The organism is Ferribacterium limneticum (genome assembly GCF_020510585.1).
GTDB lineage: Bacteria > Pseudomonadota > Gammaproteobacteria > Burkholderiales > Rhodocyclaceae > Azonexus.
This window is the reverse complement of sequence record NZ_CP075190.1, coordinates 3355862-3373085: the sequence shown is the minus strand read 5'-3', so window position 1 is coordinate 3373085 and position 17224 is coordinate 3355862. Positions and strand designations below refer to the sequence as shown.

Annotated in this window: 10 protein-coding genes and 1 tRNA gene; 9 read left to right on the top strand and 2 right to left on the bottom strand. The window is 52.3% G+C overall.

Annotation, left to right across the window (positions count from 1 at the left end):
* The first annotated feature begins 45 nt into the window (after positions 1–45).
* Positions 46–130: transfer RNA gene (locus tag KI613_RS16105), tRNA-Leu, on the top strand.
* Positions 131–382: 252 nt separating this feature from the next.
* On the opposite strand, the gene KI613_RS21310 is transcribed toward KI613_RS16105, so the two are convergent.
* Positions 383–1684, bottom strand: a complete 1302-nt coding sequence (locus KI613_RS21310; protein WP_319004074.1) for a methyl-accepting chemotaxis protein — start codon at positions 1682–1684, stop codon at positions 383–385.
* 248 nt (positions 1685–1932) lie between these two features.
* On the bottom strand, positions 1933–3219 hold the full coding sequence (locus tag KI613_RS16090; RefSeq protein ID WP_226401217.1) for a CobW family GTP-binding protein: 1287 nt from the start codon (positions 3217–3219) through the stop codon (positions 1933–1935).
* A gap of 654 nt (positions 3220–3873) precedes the next feature.
* Here KI613_RS16090 and KI613_RS16085 point away from each other — a divergent pair.
* From KI613_RS16085 to KI613_RS16050, 8 genes are all read left to right on the top strand, one after another.
* The gene (locus KI613_RS16085; protein WP_226401215.1) at positions 3874–5808 is read left to right on the top strand and encodes a hydantoinase/oxoprolinase family protein; all 1935 of its coding nucleotides are present in this window, start codon (positions 3874–3876) and stop codon (positions 5806–5808) included.
* A gap of 17 nt (positions 5809–5825) precedes the next feature.
* The gene (locus KI613_RS16080; RefSeq protein ID WP_117610179.1) at positions 5826–6215 is read left to right on the top strand and encodes an acetone carboxylase subunit gamma; all 390 of its coding nucleotides are present in this window, start codon (positions 5826–5828) and stop codon (positions 6213–6215) included.
* Positions 6216–6287: 72 nt separating this feature from the next.
* Positions 6288–8423: a hydantoinase/oxoprolinase family protein gene (locus KI613_RS16075; protein ID WP_226401213.1), complete on the top strand. Its 2136-nt coding sequence runs from the start codon at positions 6288–6290 to the stop codon at positions 8421–8423.
* 44 nt (positions 8424–8467) lie between these two features.
* Positions 8468–10744, top strand: a complete 2277-nt coding sequence (locus tag KI613_RS16070) for a hydantoinase B/oxoprolinase family protein (RefSeq protein ID WP_226401211.1) — start codon at positions 8468–8470, stop codon at positions 10742–10744.
* Positions 10741–11607 carry a hypothetical protein gene (locus tag KI613_RS16065; protein ID WP_226401209.1) on the top strand — a complete coding sequence of 289 codons (867 nt, stop codon included), beginning with the start codon at positions 10741–10743 and terminating at the stop codon, positions 11605–11607. The genes KI613_RS16070 and KI613_RS16065 overlap by 4 nt, the downstream gene beginning before the upstream one ends.
* A 535-nt stretch (positions 11608–12142) precedes the next feature.
* On the top strand, positions 12143–13180 hold the full coding sequence (locus KI613_RS16060; protein ID WP_226401207.1) for a WD40/YVTN/BNR-like repeat-containing protein: 1038 nt from the start codon (positions 12143–12145) through the stop codon (positions 13178–13180).
* A gap of 17 nt (positions 13181–13197) precedes the next feature.
* Positions 13198–15579 carry an efflux RND transporter permease subunit gene (locus KI613_RS16055; protein ID WP_226401206.1) on the top strand — a complete coding sequence of 794 codons (2382 nt, stop codon included), beginning with the start codon at positions 13198–13200 and terminating at the stop codon, positions 15577–15579.
* Between the two features lie 34 nt (positions 15580–15613).
* On the top strand, positions 15614–17218 hold the full coding sequence (locus tag KI613_RS16050; protein WP_226401205.1) for a DUF1302 domain-containing protein: 1605 nt from the start codon (positions 15614–15616) through the stop codon (positions 17216–17218).
* The last annotated feature ends 6 nt before the right edge of the window (positions 17219–17224 follow it).

Below are 17224 nucleotides of genomic sequence, written 5' to 3'. Positions count from 1 at the left end.
CCCTTCCTCGATGTACAAAACACGCAAGCATCCCCGGATGCCGTAGCCTTGGTGGTGAAATTGGTAGACACGCTATCTTGAGGGGGTAGTGGCGCAAGCTGTGCGAGTTCGAGTCTCGCCCAAGGCACCAATAACTAGTTTTATGCAGTACGTTGAAGTCCTGATAACCCGCCTAAGTGCGGGTTTTTTATCGCCTATTTATCCGGTAAGCGGGGACTTCGTCCAACAGCACCCGCACTTTGTCAGGGGTAACTCTATGGGGTAACTCATGATAGCCAAAGGGAGCTACCAGCGCCGCTTACCGATTCGGCCATACGCAATGCCAAGCCTGGAAAGAAAGGGCCATGGCATTTTTGAATGGAATGCCATGCGCATTGAGTTGTTATTGGGGCGGCCTCATTTTCGCCACATACTCTGTCGCTTCTCGAGTTCGCTCAGCAAGTTTCCGGACTTCGTCGGCAACAACGGCAAAGCCCCGGCCCCATTCTCCGGCTCGAGCAGCTTCAATTGCGGCATTAAGGGCCAAGAGATTAGTCTGATTAGCTATATCTTTAATTGTCAGCATAATCTCAGACACCTTTGCAAGGTGGTTTTCGAGCTGAATACGCTGCGTCATTTCGCTTTGTTGAAGCTCTTGTTCATGCCTTGCTGCCTGGATATTTGTTAAAGCTCCCACTACACGTAGCGGCGTCCCATCTGGACCGCGCCTCGTCTGCCCCTTGGCCCTAAACCAACGATAGGCGCCATCTTTACAACAGATACGGTATTCGATGTCATAAGGTGTTCTACCGGTTCGATCCGAAAGATGCTGAGTAAATGCGTCTAGAACCTCCTTTTTATCGTCTGGATGGACTTTGGACAACCAACTGTCCAGGACATCTGGAAATTCTTCAACAGTTGCATACCCCAATAGTCTTCGCAGTTGATTTGACCACCAGAATGCATTTTTTGAATTGACTGGATCTCCGGCAACCACCTCCATATCCCACAAGCCATCACTTAACATTTCCAAGGAAAGTTCAAAGCGCGTCAATGCAGTGTCCAATTCCTTTCTAGACGCCATTTCATCCGAAATGTCGGTCATCGAGCCAGCAACCCGCAAAGGTTTTCCCGAGCTATCGCGAATCGTTTCCCCGCGCGCCCTGAACCAGCGGTATTCACCACTTTTTGTGGCGAGCCGGTAAGTGACATCGTATGGTGTCCGACCAGAGTAATCGTTTAGATGAGATGAAAAAGCCGATAGTGCCATCGACCTATCTTCTGGATGCAATCTCTCGGCCCAGCTATTTAGTACATTAGGAAATTCTTCCTCGCATTGAAATCCGAGTAAATTTCGGAGCTGATCTGACCACCAAATTTCATGCTCCATACCAATTGGTTGCGTTGGATTTAGCATGTCCCAGAGACCATCGTTGGTCGCACGAAGTATTAGATCCAGTCTGGTTTGGAGAAGCTCCTTCTCGGCCTCTAGCGCCATTACCCGTCCAGATAGGATATGGTTATTTTTCAACGCATCAACTACCGCAAGCCTCGCATCGCGGAGATTTCCCAAAGTCTTATTGGATGCCTCCACTAAGAGGCTAGTAACCCCGGCTTTTGCTTCACCTTGAATAATCTCCTCTTGAAGCAATGCCGTAGCAGCCTTCTCCAAGGAGGAGTTCAAGGTTTTTCGTCTTACCCACATTATTATCTCCTTTGGTGTGATATATATTCTTGGCGCATCGAATCGCGCTTCTAATTGATTTCTAGTAACTAATTCCATCTCCGGATACGCGCGGCCAATTGATAACTTAGCGAACGGTTATATTAAATAGGCAATCTTTTGGACGAGACTTAGTAATTCCCGCAAAAGCGGGAGTGACGGATTTTATTTCCGGGTTAATAACGACCGCTTGCAGACTGCGACAATGTTTTTCAGTGCTGCGATACCGGCTAAGTGTATGTTTGCCGTTTTCCCAAACCCTTGACTTGTATGTTCCATCCATCTAGTTGAATAGCGGATGAATGGCTACTTGGCGTGTTATGGCTTAGCCAGCAGATAGTCGGTAAAGGGAAAGGTGTATCTTTTAGCTGTCTAGAAGCTTTGCTTGAAAGATTTTCAAAAGCCCCTTTTATATCTTCAACCTCGGCCTGACTTAAGTCCCGAACAATAAAAACTAGCCGGCCTCGATGATCAACAAAAGGGCTTTGGGTTGGCCATTTTGCGAGATTGATGGGAGGGTAGGCGACGTCTTGCACGCAGTGGATTACACGTGGAAGTGGGTCGCCAATTATGTCCATAAGGCCTTTGACCCTGAGTATTCGAGTACCGTATGTTGCAAGGACATGGCCCATGGCTTGCGCGAACTCGTACCAAGGAGTTTGCGTGTTGAACTCGACAACAAAACTCTTGACCGAGTTGTCATGTCTTCCCGCATTGTGCCTATTTTCCTGTGTTACACGTGTTCCCTTGCCTCGCCAGTTCAACGGGCCATTTAGTTCGGCTTGACGGATATTCTGATCGCGAATTTGTTCTTCCCCGAGCCAAGTCGCGACATCAGATACTTTGCCGACTGACGTGTAGATGCCGCATCCAAATAATGCATCCGGGCTAACACGGCCATGCGGAACCTCGATTCTTTTTGCGCTTGGATTAAGGGTGTCTAGCTTTCTGTTTAGCTCTAATCGGGTGTTGGTATCAGCAAGGTCGCCTTTGGTAATCAGCAATCGATCAGCCATTGCAACCTGGCGCACGGCTTCAGGATGGGACTCCAGTTGCATCGTGGCATGCGTGGCGTCAACTGCAGTTATGACGCCATCGCAGCGGTAGCGGGCCGAGATGAACCATTCCTGCATAAGCGTGTAAATCACCGGTATGGGATCGGCAAGCCCCGTGGTTTCGATGAGTACTCTAGATACAGGGGGGATTTCACGTTTTGAGCTTCTGTCAGCAAGATTCTTGAGTGCCTTTAGCAGATCTCCTTGAACGCTGCAGCACAGACAACCCGAGTCAAGAATCATTAAGGTCTCATCTACCTTATCGACCAGATGATGGTCGATTCCAATCTCTCCAAATTCATTGATCAATACCGCTGCACCAGTCATCTCCGGAAGGTGTACGAGATGGTTAAGCAGTGTGGTTTTTCCTGCGCCGAGGAAACCGGTGAGCAGGGTCACAGGTATTCGTTTGTCTTCCAAGGTGGATGGACGAGGGCTGGCGGAGAGAGAATCTGTGTTCATTTTGTATGCCTTTTATCTCTGGCCTGGCTAACCACAAGCAAAAGAAAAAAAGCCGGGGCTTAGCCCCGGCGAAACTGCCATAGACCAGCCGAGGGGCAAGGCCTAGCAGAGGAGACAGATGTGGTGAGGGGCAAACGCCGGATTCACCCTCCCCCATAAACAGCAAGACGTGTGCCGGCATCAATGTGCATTCGCCTTGGTCGGCTTACGAAATTGATTCTTATGGAAAAATCGAATCGTTTGCCTTGTGGGCGGATTTTGCTCGTCCATCCCCACGCGTAGGACTTCCGGACATTTTCGTACGCCAGTGACCAATTTCCGGTCGTGGATGCGGGCGTTGGTCAATGTCCTCGGCAGGCCGGATTGTTGGCGCGAATGGCCATCCAACAATCGGACGCTCATCCGGAAATCGGACGCCAGAAATTCTTATTCAGGATGACGTTGATTAAATTAAATTCAGTTAATTCAATTAGTTGCGATTTAAGTGTGCCGTGGCACGCCCTTTGCGAAAGGGTGTGTGACCCAGCCGGTGACTGAATCGGATGGACAAGACCCAGACCCGGAAACTCACAGCGTTCACACGGTTTACCTCTTGGGGTGCGGTGATACGGGCAAGGAAACTAATTAGCAAACCTTGGTAGGAGGAAATGCAGGATGGGATTGCAAATCAATATAGATAACGGTGGAACGCTTACCGATATCTGCATCATTCAGGATGGATCAGTCAGTAAAACCAAAGTTCTGACTACTCCATATGATTTGAGCAAATGCTTTTTTGATGGACTCACAAAGGCTTCTGGTGTCATCTATGGTGAGCAGGATGTTGCTCGCTTGCTGGAAGAAGTCGACTTGATCCGCTATTCGACGACGCAGGGCACGAATGCTATCTGCGAGCGTAAAGGGTCGCGTTTGGGGCTGATCTACTGCGGTCCGGCCAATGATCTGGCGGTTCGTCTGGCAGAGCAGGATGAGGAACTCTACGCAGCATTGGTGGGCGACCGGGTTGTTCATCTTGATCCTGATGCGATGCAGCGTGACGATGCGCAGATGGTCGCGGTTAAGGCGATCAATAAACTCACAGCAGCGGGTGCGAACCGTCTTGTTATCAGTTTTGATGGCAAATCTTTTATCGAGGGTGAAAACCTGTTCCGGAAGATTGCCCTCCGCAAATATCCTCGCCATCTTCTCGGGGCCGTGCCAATTCTTTATGGCAGCGACCTTGGTTCCGACCGTGATGTGGTCCGCCGTACCTGGACAGCGCTCATTAACTCCTTCCTGCATCCTGCGATGGAAGCCTTCCTGTTCAACGCGGAAAATCGCCTGCGTGAATATCGGACAAAGAATCCGTTGCTCATCTTCCGTAATGATGGCGACTCGTCGCGCGTTGCCAAGACTGTAGCAATTAAGACCTATAGCTCTGGTCCTCGGGGTGGTATGGAGGGTATGAAATCCTTCTCCCGCCTGTATGGTTTTTCCGATGTTGTGGCTATCGATATTGGTGGCACAACCACCGACATCGGTCAGTATGTAAACGGCACGGTTGCCGAGCAGCGCCGTGGTCATGTCGAGGGTATTTCGGTTTCTTTCCCTCTGTGCGAGGTCATGAGCGCCGGTGTTGGTGGTAGTTCGATTTTCAAGGCCCATGAAGGACGCATTGTGATTGGCCCTGAAAGCGTTGGTGCAGTTCCTGGCCCGGCCTCTTTTGGTCGAGGCGGCAAGGAAGCGACCATTACCGATGCCAGCCTGCTGTGCGGCATTCTCGATCCAAAGTCGTATTTTGGCGGCGATTTAGCTCTGGACATTGATCGAGCTGCAACTGCTGTTCATCTCAATATCGCTCAGCCACTTGGCCTCGGCTTGGATGATGCCTTGTTGCATATGCAGCACGCGTATGAGGAAAAGGTGGCCATTGAGCTGCATCGATTTACCAAAGTATCGCCAGACACGAAGCTTCTCGCTTTTGGTGGTGCGGGCCCGCTAAATGCCTGTGGTATTGCTGAAAAAGCCGGTATCAGCAGCGTTGCCGTGCCGAAGATGGCGGCCGTATTTAGTGCCTACGGCATTGGCGAGTGCGATATCTCTCACCACTACGCCGCAACCCTTCATGACTGCGACAACAAGGGCTTGCGCGAGGCATTTTCGGCGCTGAAGACCAAGGCATCTCGCGACATGTTCGCCGAAGGTTTCGCCGAGGGTAGCTATGACATCCGTGCTCGTTTGGTTGTTTTGGTCGATGGCAAAGAGGTCGGTTACGACCTGGGTGAAGACGCTGTTATCCCGGACGCCCTTAAGGGGACTGCGCTGATGGAACTGGAGTTGAGCGCAGTGAAGGAGCTGCGCACTGAGAACCAGAAGCAGGCCACGTTTGTTGCGGGCAAAAAAGCAAATGCAGATGGCACGCGGACTCTTCTTACGAAAGGTAAGGGGCGAGTTGAGGTGCCCGTCTACAAGCTGTCAAGCATGAAGACTGGTGACACCGGTGTTGGTCCCGCCATTATCGAAGAAGACTTCTTTACCTGCCGAGTGCTGGATGGCTGGGGCTTTGTCATCAGCGACGCGGGCGACATCCTGCTGAACAAGAAAGGCTGAAAAAAATGAAAGTATTGATGACCGAATATCTCCGTATCGATCTGGAGAAAGAGCAATGGGAATGCAGGGTTTGTAATCACGTTGTTGGCCCGGCTACCAAGAGCTACAAGGAAGGGATGCTGGTCCATAACCGCGACCCGCGTGAAATCCATCCGCCGATTATCGACCCTGATAAGTACCGATTTACGTTTAGTCCGGATCCGGAGTGGGTTCGTATTCTTGAGTACTACTGCCCGTCTTGCGGAACCATGGTGGAAAACGAATATGCCATCCCTGGCCATCCGCCCCTCTACGACATGGAGGTTGATCTCCCTGCCCTGAAGGCGCAGTGGTCGACCCGTGAAGAGGTCCCTGAACCGGTGGTTGGGCCTGAGGTCGTCCGCGGTACTGGACATGGCAACCACTAAAACTGACCGGGCAAATGGCTTCCCTGTTGAAGGGGGCAAGCGCAGCCCGGAGCGAGGAATCAAGGAGATAATATGAGGCGAGTTTCTGTTGATATCGGTGGTACCTTCACCGATTGTTTCGTGGTTTGGGATGGCAAATACATTGAAGCCAAAGCCCTGACTACTCACCATAATCTGGCGCTGGGCTTCAACGAGGCCCTTAGCAAGGCGTATCACGTCCTGGGCTTGGAGCTTGAGGAAATCCTGGCTGAAGTGGACTCTGTCCGTTACGCCACGACCTTGGGTACCAACGCGCTGATTGAGCACAAAGGCCCGAAAATTGGCATGCTGGTTACTGCCGGTTTTGAAGCAACTGTTCCCCTTAGCCGCGCTCGCGGATATGGCGAAGGTCTCGATGGCCTGGGTCAGTCAGATATGCCAAATGCGTGCCGCCCGGATCCGCTCGTCCTGGCTCATATGATTCGGGGGGTTCGGGAGCGTGTCGACTTTCAGGGCAAATTGGTCATGGCTCTGGATGAAGACGATGTCCGTGTTCAAATTCGATCCTTGGTTGACAAGGGTGCTGAAATCATCGTGGTGGCGCTGGTCAACAGTGTGGTTAATCCGGCTCATGAGCAGCGTATCGAGGAAATCCTGCTTGAAGAGTACCCATCGCATCTGCTTGGCGCGATCCCGGTAATCCTCTCTCATCAGGTGGCTGGCCGGAAGGGTGAATATGTCCGCGCTACCTCTGCCATTGTTGATGGCTATCTGCACTCGACCATGTATCACGCACTTTCTGCCCTTGAGCAAAACCTGCGTGCGCACCGCTATGAAAAGCCGATGCTGGTGATTCATAACTCTGGGGGTATGGCGCAGCTGAATTCGACAGATGCTCTGCAGACGATCCACTCCGGTCCGGTTTCCGGTATTGCCGCTTCTGAGCATCTGGCAATGCAGGCAGGCCTGGGGAACGTGGTAGCCACCGATATGGGGGGTACTAGTTACGACATCGGTATCGTGGTTGACGGCGGTATCAAGCACTATGACTTCAATCCGGTCATCGACCGCTGGTTGGTGTCTGTGCCAATGGTCCACTTGGTCACACTCGGTGCCGGTGGCGGCTCGATCGCCAGCTATGACCGCATGTACGATACCGTCAAGTGTGGTCCGCAAAGTGCTGGCTCCGATCCAGGGCCGGCCTGCTACGACCGCGGCGGTATGAATCCGACCGTGACAGATGCAGACCTTGTGCTCGGCTACCTTGATGCCAAGAATTACGCCGGCGGATCGATTCCGCTAAATGCTCGGCGTGCTGCATCGGCGATTGAAGATGCGCTGTGTGACGATCTCGATTGTTCCGTTATCGAAGCTGCAATGCTTATTCGGGAAAAGGTCGATGACAATATGGCCAATGGCCTGTTCACCGAACTCCGTGCGCGTGGCTACGATCCCAAGGATTTCACCATGCTGGCCTATGGTGGCAATGGTCCGCTGCACTGTTGCGGGATTGCTCGAAACCTGGGTATCGAAAAGATTTTGGCTCCCCCGTTTAGCTCGGTGTTTTCTGCGGTGGGTGCTGGAAATATGCATCAGCTACACATCCATGAGCAATCGCTGTACATGGTATTGTATGACTCCAATACGCGCCACATCTTTGACGATTACGATCGCTTTAACGATATCGTTGCCGAACTGAAGGAGCTGGGAACCCAGGATCTTCTCCGTCAGGGGGTGCCGCGTGAGCAGATTTTCCACAGCCTTGAGCTTGACCTGCGTTATGGCAACCAATTAGTTCAGACCACGGCTGTGATTCCTGCGCATGAAGTGCACGGCCCAGCCGATGTGCTGGCGATTATTTCCCAGTTCTCGAACGACTATGGCAAGCGTTTTGGTGAAGGTAGCCAGGCGCCGGAGGCTGGTATTCGTATCAACACCATTCGCGTGGCTGCCTTCGTCCGCCTTGAGACAGTGCAATTCGAAGATATCAAACCAGTGCCTTCGCATGAGCGTAAAGGGCCACCGGCACCGGCTTCTACCCGCAAGTGCTACTTCGTTGGCCATAAGGAGTCTTTCGACGTCCCTGTTTGGGATCGGGCCGCGATTGTCCCGGGAGTCCAGATTCCTGGCCCCGCCATCATCGCTTCGGAAGTGACCACCTATCTGGTTGATCCGGGCTGGAACTTTGTGTCCGCGAAGCAGGGTGCCTCTTGGTTCCTTCGAGCCTGATCGATGCCGGTTAGACGGACCTTAAATAATTGCAAGGATTAAAAATGAGCGATATGAAAATGCCGAATGCGGCCAAAACGTTGAGCCCTGAGGATGTCAAGCTGGTTAAGAAGTTCCTCAGTGATACGACGCTTTTCCTGGGTCCTGACCCGGAAATTATGCAAAACCATGACTTGATGCCACGAACGGATGTTGAAGATAAGTGCATCAAGAAGGTCAACGAAACCCACATGATCGCCAAGATTCGCGACCGCATTCAAGCGGGTTGTGATGAGGGCTATGAAATGGTGGAGCAGATGGGTGCAGCTCCGGGGGCAAAGTGGGGTGACGTCATTACCGGCGTGTACTCTGCTTCAGGTGACCTCGCCATCGCAAGTGCGGGCGGCGTTCTGATCTTTTCTACCCTGGTCCATCACCCGATCAAGTTCATTATCAAGAACTGGATGAACGATCCGACGGTCGGTGTGCGCGAAGGTGATGGTTTCATCCACAACGACTCGCGCTACGGCAATGTTCATAACACCGATCAAAGCATGATTCTCCCCATTTTCCACAAAGGGGAGCTGGTGTGCTGGGTTGCATCGACGGTGCATGAAGGTGAGAACGGCGCTATCGAGCCGGGCGGTATGCCTTCCATGGCAGAAAGTCCTTGCGACGAAGGTTTGAAGATGAGCCCGTTCCGCGTTGTTGAAAACTATCAGATCAAGCGCGACATTCTGACCTTCCTGCAAAACTCCGTGCGTGAGCCGAAGCTGCAGTACGAGGATATGAAGGTCAAACTCTATGCCTGTCTGCGGATTAAGCAGCGCGTCGAGGAAACCCTGAATACCGATGGTCCTGAAGCGCTTATTTCGACGCTGCGCCTAACCATGGAGAATGTCCGAGCTGAGGTTGTTCGTCGCGTCAGCGAATGGCCGGACATGACAGTGCGTACTTACATCATTCAGGATTCGACCCTGCGCGAGAATTGTGTCGTCAAGATCAACTGTAAACTGACCAAGACCGGTGATCGACTCATCTTTGACTTCCGGGGATCCAGTCCGGAGTTCACAAACCGAGCGACTAACACCATTGTGGCTGGCCTCAAGGGCATGCTGGCACAGGTGTTCCTCTGCTACGTGTGGCCGGACTTGCCGCGTGGTCAGGCTGCTTTCGCGCCAATCGAAGTGATTACCGATCCGCATTCGATCGTTAATTGCTCGTACGATGCGCCGAACTCGCAGAGCCTGATGTCGATTTTTACCGGCTTCACCGCCGGCCAGCATGCTGTGGCAAAGTTCCTGTACAGTTGCCCAGAGAAGTACACCAAGGTTCACGCGCCGACCTTTAACATGATCAACACCTTCATTTGGGGTGGTGTCAGTCAGCATGGCGAGACACTGGGCAACCTCTGCGCTGACTTGAACGGCATGGGTGCAGGCGCTCGTTCCGACATGGATGGCGAGCACGCCTTGGCTCCGATTTTTGCCACAATGGCCGATATCGGTGAACAGGAACTGAATGAGGAAGACGTACCTTTCCTGCAACTGGTCTCGAAAAAGATGACCATGGATGCTGTTGCTCCAGGCAAGTATCGGGGCGGACAGGGCTACACCATGATGGTTTCGACCAAGGATAGCGAGCAGTGGGGCTTCATGACTGTTTGCCAGGGAGCCAAGATTCCTCCCATCCAAGGGCTGTTTGGCGGCTATGCCTGCGGCGCCTATCCGCTGTGCAAGGTTAAGGATGTGAATGTCTATGATGTTCTGCTGAACGAGCCTGAGAAGTTCAAGCATTCGATCGCCGAAATCATGAACGAGCAGCCATTTGAAGGCGCTAGCTATACCACCCACCACATGGGTATGGGCTTCGAAATTTCCAAGAAGGGCGAGCTGTTCATGATCTCGCAGGGGGCTGGTGCAGGTTATGGCGACCTGCTTGAGCGGAACCCGGATGCTGTCATCAAGGATATTGAAGAGCACTTGATCTCCCAAGGGGTGGCTGAGCAGCTCTACAAGGTGAAATTCGACCCAGTGACCTTGTCCGTGAATTATGACGCCACCAAGGCTGCCCGCAACGATGAACGAAAGGCTCGTCTGGCTCGTGGGGTTCCGTTCGCTGAATTTATCAAGACTTGGAACCAGCCGAAGCCACCAGCTTACCTGCAATATTTTGGATGCTGGGGTGATGATGTGGACACCCTATACGCAGGCGGTCCTGACATTACTCGCAAGGCAAACGAACCGCGTCCGAACTACATGCGCAATCCCAAAGATGTTCGGATTGATGAACTGGAAGCTCGCTTGGCAGCTCTTGGCGCACACGGGGACGAAAAGAAATGAGCCAAAGCCTCGCCGACCTCATAAGCGCTGATGGCGTCCCTACCGGGATCCGGATGTGGCTTAAGTCTTCTGCCTATACCCGACGCCTTCTTCTTGGAGCATCGGGTGATCCGTGGGAGAGCGCAAGTCAATACCTTTCCTATTTCTCTCAGGCCCAAGGCTTGCTGAAGCCGGATGTGGCAGTGATTGAGGTCGGCGAGCTCTTTGATTCTTGGTTGAGTCGAAATCCGGAGTTGAAGCCTGAACTGGGAGGGAAGCGGAAGCTTTCCTTCCCGCTGCGGAAGCTCCTTGAACAGACTCAACCACGTGCGCTATTAGCTGAAGTTGTCGAAGCCGTTCTGGCTCATCTGCGGGGCCAAAAACCACTGGTATTGGCAATGCCGTCCCCTCGGCATTGGCTGCAACATGCTAATGGGTTGGCTGGGCGTGGTGCAATGGAGGTTGACTCAGACAGCGTCGAGGATGCCGCAATGTATATCGCTGATCTGGCTCGTGCTGTTTCGGTTTATGAGGTTGGTGGTCTTTTATTCGAAGAGGCGGTGGGCGATCAATCCTCAGAGCCGATCGATCTTGAGTTGTATCGTCCAATCATCAACGTGGCGAAGCACTATCGTTGGCCTTTGGCGGTTCGTCTTGGAGATGCAGGGCTGGTCGCCAATACTGCGCTATCCGAGATTGACGTCTTGATTACTGAATTTGGACTAGAAAGGAGTGGCATGGCGCAGGGAGTGAACGTGAGTTCCACCCTCTGGAGCAATGAACAGCTTATTCCGCTAATGGCAAACCAGTTCTACTTCGCCGAAGTGCCCAGCGATGAACGTCCTGAGCATGTTTTGGACTGCCTAGCCCGATTACGGGGTTAGCTCCAGCATAAGGCGCATGGAGGGTAGGCTGTTGCAGTAGTTGGACGATGTCATGTCCGGTGATTTAACTGCACGATAAGTATCAGCGAGCGGGCTGTCGGATTTTCCGACGGCCCGTTTTGCTTTGCGTGGGTTTTTAGGGGCAATCGAAAGAGATTCCACCCCAGCGGAATGCAGTCCTTCCTCGATACCGTTCGGCGACGTAACGGATTGCATCTACTGTAATTTTCGCCGTCCGGTAATCAAACGTTTCCCTCCTTGAGCGTCCGACTTGCATCGGAATTGCTGCGACGCAATATCCTTTTTGTGGCCAATTTAATATCCCAAGTGAATTTAATTTGTTTAATAAAAACAATTTGTTATGCGAATGTTTCTCGATTTGTTTTTGTTTGGCATCTAGGTTGCTATTGGTTATGGCGGGGATGGCTATGTCCCCAACGAATGTTAGGGCGAGTTGGGCGGCGGCAGCTGGCTATTTCGTACGCAATTCGGCAGTAGCCAATCAGGCATTTGATGGTCATGAAGGGGAGGGTAAATGCTACCAAGATTTGAAAATTTCGACAGTCAGGCTCGGGTGGGGGTGACCATCGCGACATCATTGATCCCGATCGCAGTTATCGGTGCGCTGCTGTATGCCGCATTTTTTGTAAAAGCAACGGCCGAGGTGTCTTCAGTGAAGCCGCCCGAAATCGAACGACGCGATCGCTTTCTTGGCGTCGCAATGCCAACTGAGAATGTTATTTGGGCAGCTGGCAGCAATGGCAAGGTGGTTCGTAGCGACGATGCTGGAAAGACTTGGGCCGCCCAGTCAATTCCGACTGTGGAAAATCTGCAGGGGATTGCTGCCTGGGACGTAAATCGGGCAATTGCGGTTGGCGGAAACGGGGTTCTCATTCAAACCGATGATGCAGGCAAGACCTGGCGTGAAATTCAGGTCCCAAAATCAGAGGTGGCAAATAAGCTACTTAGCGTCCGAGCCTACGACAACGGAAAGGCCTGGGCGGTTGGTGAGTTGGGTGCGGCGCTGCAAACACTCGACTTTGGCCATACCTGGAAACGGGTATTCCCGGAAAAAGACCAGGCTTGGAACGATGTCAGTTTCTCTGGCAATTTTGGACTACTGGTCGGTGAGTTCGGCCAGGCCATGAAAACAGCTGATGGTGGGGCAACTTGGCAGGCTGCAAGTAGCGGGGTTCAGTCCAGTCTGATGTCTGTGTATCTACGCGATGAATTGAACGGCGTGGCTGTTGGACTCTCTGGCGTGATTCTGGTTACCCGTGACGGTGGGCGGCAATGGGCTTCCGTGGAGCGTCAGACTCGAGAACATCTCAACAATGTGATTTGGGATGGAGCCCAATGGGTTGCCGTTGGTGACAAAGGGGTGATTGTCATCGGCGATGCGGATGGACGCATCTGGAAGGCATCGCGAGTTAGTGAAGGCAACTTGGGCTGGAACACACAAGTTTTGCGCGTGCCAAGCTCTGGCAAGGCTAACAACTACGTTTTGGCGGGCGCTAGCCTGGCCCTTCTAACGCCAGACCGTCTCACCGTGTACGGCCGTTCAGCAGACTGATCGACAGAGAAAATCTCATGAAAAATAAAACTTTCAAGATGGTGGGGGGGGCGATTGAGTGGTTCATTCGCCATCGGGTTCTGGTTGTCTCATTTGTCATGGCTATAACCGTGCTGATGGGCTACCTGGCCGCGCAGATTGAGGTTAAGACCGTATTCAGCGACCTTCTTCCACGCAACCATCAGTACATCAAGGTCAACGACCAGTTTAAGCAGACATTCGGTGGCTCCAACATGATCAGCATCATGTTGGAGGTTGAGGATGGCGACGTATTCCAGATGAAGGTGCTGGAGCGCGTCCAGACAATCACCAAGGCTCTTCAGCAAGTATCCAACGTCGATAGCTATCAGATCGTTTCCCTGGCCTCAAAAAAGATCAAGGAGGTCAGGGCTTCGACCGATGGAATCGAGTCGCGTCCCCTGATGTGGCCAGATCTTCCAAAAGACAGTACCGAACTGCGAGTTCTTAAGGAGTCGGTGCTGAACAATCCTTTGGTATTCGGGGCCTATGTCTCCCTGGATATGAAGGCCACACTGATTACGGTCGATTTTATAGATGCCGGTATCAATTACTCGAAGATCTATGACCAGATTAGTGCAATCACTGATGCCGCCCAAGGCGACGGTGTCAAGGTACGCATGGTTGGCGAACCTCTGCTCTATGGCATTGTTGGGCACTATCTGACGGAAACGCTGCATCTTTTCCTGATCACCGTAGCTGCACTAGTTGCCTTGCTCTTCCTGATTACCCGGAGTTGGCATGGCACGCTTCTTCCGTTGTCGGCAGGAGCGCTGAGCGCAATCTGGGCGCTGGGAGCTGCCAAGCTCATGGGCTTCCACCTTGATCCATTGGTCATCGTTGTGGCGTTTCTGATCACAGCCCAAGCGATTTCGAACTCTGTTCAACTGGTTTCGCGATTCGATGATGAAGTGGCCAATGGCACGCCTAGTGCGGCTGCTGCTGCAAAGGCCAGTTTGCAGAACTTGTTTAAACCAGGCCTGCTGGCGGTTGTTGCAGATGCTGGCTGCGTCCTGGTGGTGGCGCTGACGCCGATTCCGATGCTTGAAAAAATTTCTTATATCGGAACGGTGTGGATTTTTTCTATCGTAATTTCTGCGCTGTTGATGACCCCGGTTCTGCTCTCCTGGTTTTCGACCAGCGGCAAGAAAGTTCACCCCGTCAATATTTCTCCAGTTCTGGATGCAGTTCTCGGCGTTTGTATCCATGTCGTATCTACTCGCTGGCGCTATGTGGTCCTCTGTGTCACTGGTATTGCCTTCGTCCTGACAGGAATTTACGCGTTCAACTTGAAGGTTGGTGATGCCAACCCTGGTTCTCCCATCCTTTGGCCAGACTCTAGATATAACCAGGATGCCGCGGCAATCAATGGCAAATTCCAGGGTTCCGATCGAATGTTTGTTGTCGTGGAAGGCAAGACGGAGGGTGCGCTCAGAGAACCTGAAGTATTGAAAGGCATGGAAAGCTTCCAGAAATACATGGAGGCCCAGCCGGAGATCGGCGGAAGCATTTCCTTGGCTGACGTCTTACCAGCTGTGAAGCGTGTAGTTCGAGAGGGCAACTCCCGCTATCAGGAGTTGGGTAACAGCGCCAATGAGAACGGCGAACTTGTGTACATGTTTGTTTCGGGGACCGACCCCGGCGACATGGATAGATTTGCCGATCCTCAAGCCAAAAACGGCGCTATTACGCTTTATTTCCGCGACCACCAAGGCGTCACCATCAGCACGGCAGTTCAGCGCATCAAGGACTACCTTGAAGCGCATCCCATGAAGGATGCCGAGATACTTCTCGCAGGTGGTTTGGTCGGCGTTCTTGCTGCGGTCAATGAGGTAATTCTGTCCGGGCAGATTGAGGCTATTGCACTGGCTTTGTTGGTGCTTGTTGCTTGTAGCGCTTTCACATATCGCTCAACCGTGGCGGGAATGTTCTTCATGGTTCCGGTGCTGTTCTCCAATACGTTGACCTTCAGTTATATGGCATGGCAGGGCATAGGCATGAACATCAATACCCTGCCAGTGGTCGCTCTCGGCATCGGGCTCGGTGTCGACTACACCTTCTACATCGTTGATGGCATTCGCGAAGAACTACATCACGGCAAGTGCACCATTGAACAGGCCATCACCAAGGCTTTGCTCAGCGCAGGCAGGGGAGTACTGGTTACCGCAATCACCCTGATTACCAGCGTGATTATCTGGAGTTTCTCTTCACTGCGTTTGCAAGCAGATATGGGAATCCTGATCGCAATCTGGCTGGGCATCTCTGCAGCATCTGCATTGTTTGTCATGCCGGCCTTGGTCTATGTGTTCAGACCAGAGTTTGTTGTAGGCAGCAAAAGGCATCCGGTGGAGATCGCTGAGCAGGAAGTTCAACCGGCATAGCCAAACCCATGGCGTTTCTCGAAGCGCTTTGTCCATGGTTATCAACGAGAAGAGGGTAAAGAAGATGAGACAAAAAAGTGGTGGTGTGTATCGAAGTATTTTGGGGGTGGCAATTTCTCTGGCACTGGCGCAATGGAATGTAGCTGCAAGCGCCGAGGGAACAAGCTCTTCCGGTTCCGATGAAAATGGCAACAGTTTTCACCTTGGTGGCTATGTCCGAGGCTGGTCTTCTTTCAATATGAAAGACCAGCCAGAAACCGCGGCCGATGACAAATGGAAGCCATCAATGTTGCGAGGGTCCTTGCTTCTAGATATGGATGCCAGGACGGGGCCATTGAAGTGGAAGGCTGTTGCCCGAGCTGATCGCGAATATAAGACCGACTATCTGAAGGATCTGGAGCAACTGCGATCAACAAACGGGACCGGAACCGGTGGTCAGTCCAGCAACATTATGGACAACTACAACAAGGCTGATCTTCGCGAGCTATGGACGGAGTTCAATCTGGGCGAAAGGGTTAGTTTTCGCATCGGTAAGCAACAGATCGTGTGGGGCGAGAGTGACTTTTTCCATGCGATGGATGTGGTGCATGGTTATGACATGAGTTGGCGCCTTTTCTTCGAGGGCGAGAACGAGGAATGGCGCAAGCCGCTTTGGCTTCTCGCAACCAAGGTTCAGGTTCCTGAAGCTAGCGGCCAGATTCATGCGTTTGTTCGCCCTGGCATAGACCAGTGCAAGGATATCGGTAATACCTACGATATTCGGGGGGGGCGCTGGTTCTTCCAGCCATATCGTGGCTATGACCTGACAGCTGTTACGGACAACGATTGTCGTCATCCGGACGGGGATATGAGGGATGTCACTGGCGGCATCAAATGGTCAGGAGAGGCTGGCCCGGTTAATTACTCGCTGGCCTACATCAGGACGTTCGCCGCAGATCCGGTCGCAAATTCGGTCTTCAAGCCGTATGAGAAAACGCCGACCGGTGCTTTTTTTGACTTGATTCATCCGGTAATCGATGTGTTTGGCGTTTCGGTAAGCGGGTATGCGCCGGCAATTGATGCTGTGTTGAGTGCCGAGGTCGCGTTCACCAAGGATCAGCCATACAACATTGGTACTGGTGGATTCGGGACGCCAAGCGTTCCTGGGAATTTTCCTGGGGTGGGTTTGGGCGGAATCATGAAGAAGGACACCCTGACGACCATGATCCGCGCGGACAAGAATATCGACTTCCAGGGTTTGCTGGGTACGAATCGTCCGTCTTTCTCGTCGATCCAGCTGTTCGACACGATGATCCTGAATTATCAGGACTCGGACGATCTGGCTCGCCTGTTTGCCTATGGATCAAAGCAAAAGGAACACAGCACTATCCTGACGGCATTTACCGTTCTTAATTTCAATAGCGACACCATTAATCCATCCTTCGCAATTGGCACTGACCTGACCAACGGTGGTGGTTTCTTCATTCCTGCTGTCGATTTTGTTCTTGGCGACAAGTGGCGACTGAAGGTGGAGGCAGATATTTTCTGGACGCAGAAGGACAGCAAAAAGCTGTTTGATACAGATGCTCCCGGAACGCAGTTGATGGGCTATTTCGCCAATAACGACCAACTTGTCGTTCGCTTGACTCGGCAGTTTTAACCAAAG

Excerpts from the sequence above, each read along its gene's own strand:
- KI613_RS16090 (WP_226401217.1), bottom strand. The coding sequence starts at position 3,219 with ATGAACACAGATTCTCTCTCCGCCAGCCCTCGTCCATCCACCTTGGAA.
- KI613_RS16080 (WP_117610179.1), top strand. The coding sequence starts at position 5,826 with ATGACCGAATATCTCCGTATCGATCTGGAGAAAGAGCAATGGGAATGC.
- KI613_RS16085 (WP_226401215.1), top strand. The coding sequence starts at position 3,874 with ATGGGATTGCAAATCAATATAGATAACGGTGGAACGCTTACCGATATC.
- KI613_RS16060 (WP_226401207.1), top strand. The coding sequence starts at position 12,143 with ATGCTACCAAGATTTGAAAATTTCGACAGTCAGGCTCGGGTGGGGGTG.
- KI613_RS16065 (WP_226401209.1), top strand. The coding sequence starts at position 10,741 with ATGAGCCAAAGCCTCGCCGACCTCATAAGCGCTGATGGCGTCCCTACC.
- KI613_RS16050 (WP_226401205.1), top strand. The coding sequence starts at position 15,614 with ATGGTTATCAACGAGAAGAGGGTAAAGAAGATGAGACAAAAAAGTGGT.
- KI613_RS21310 (WP_319004074.1), bottom strand. The coding sequence starts at position 1,684 with ATGTGGGTAAGACGAAAAACCTTGAACTCCTCCTTGGAGAAGGCTGCT.
- KI613_RS16070 (WP_226401211.1), top strand. The coding sequence starts at position 8,468 with ATGAGCGATATGAAAATGCCGAATGCGGCCAAAACGTTGAGCCCTGAG.
- KI613_RS16075 (WP_226401213.1), top strand. The coding sequence starts at position 6,288 with ATGAGGCGAGTTTCTGTTGATATCGGTGGTACCTTCACCGATTGTTTC.
- KI613_RS16055 (WP_226401206.1), top strand. The coding sequence starts at position 13,198 with ATGAAAAATAAAACTTTCAAGATGGTGGGGGGGGCGATTGAGTGGTTC.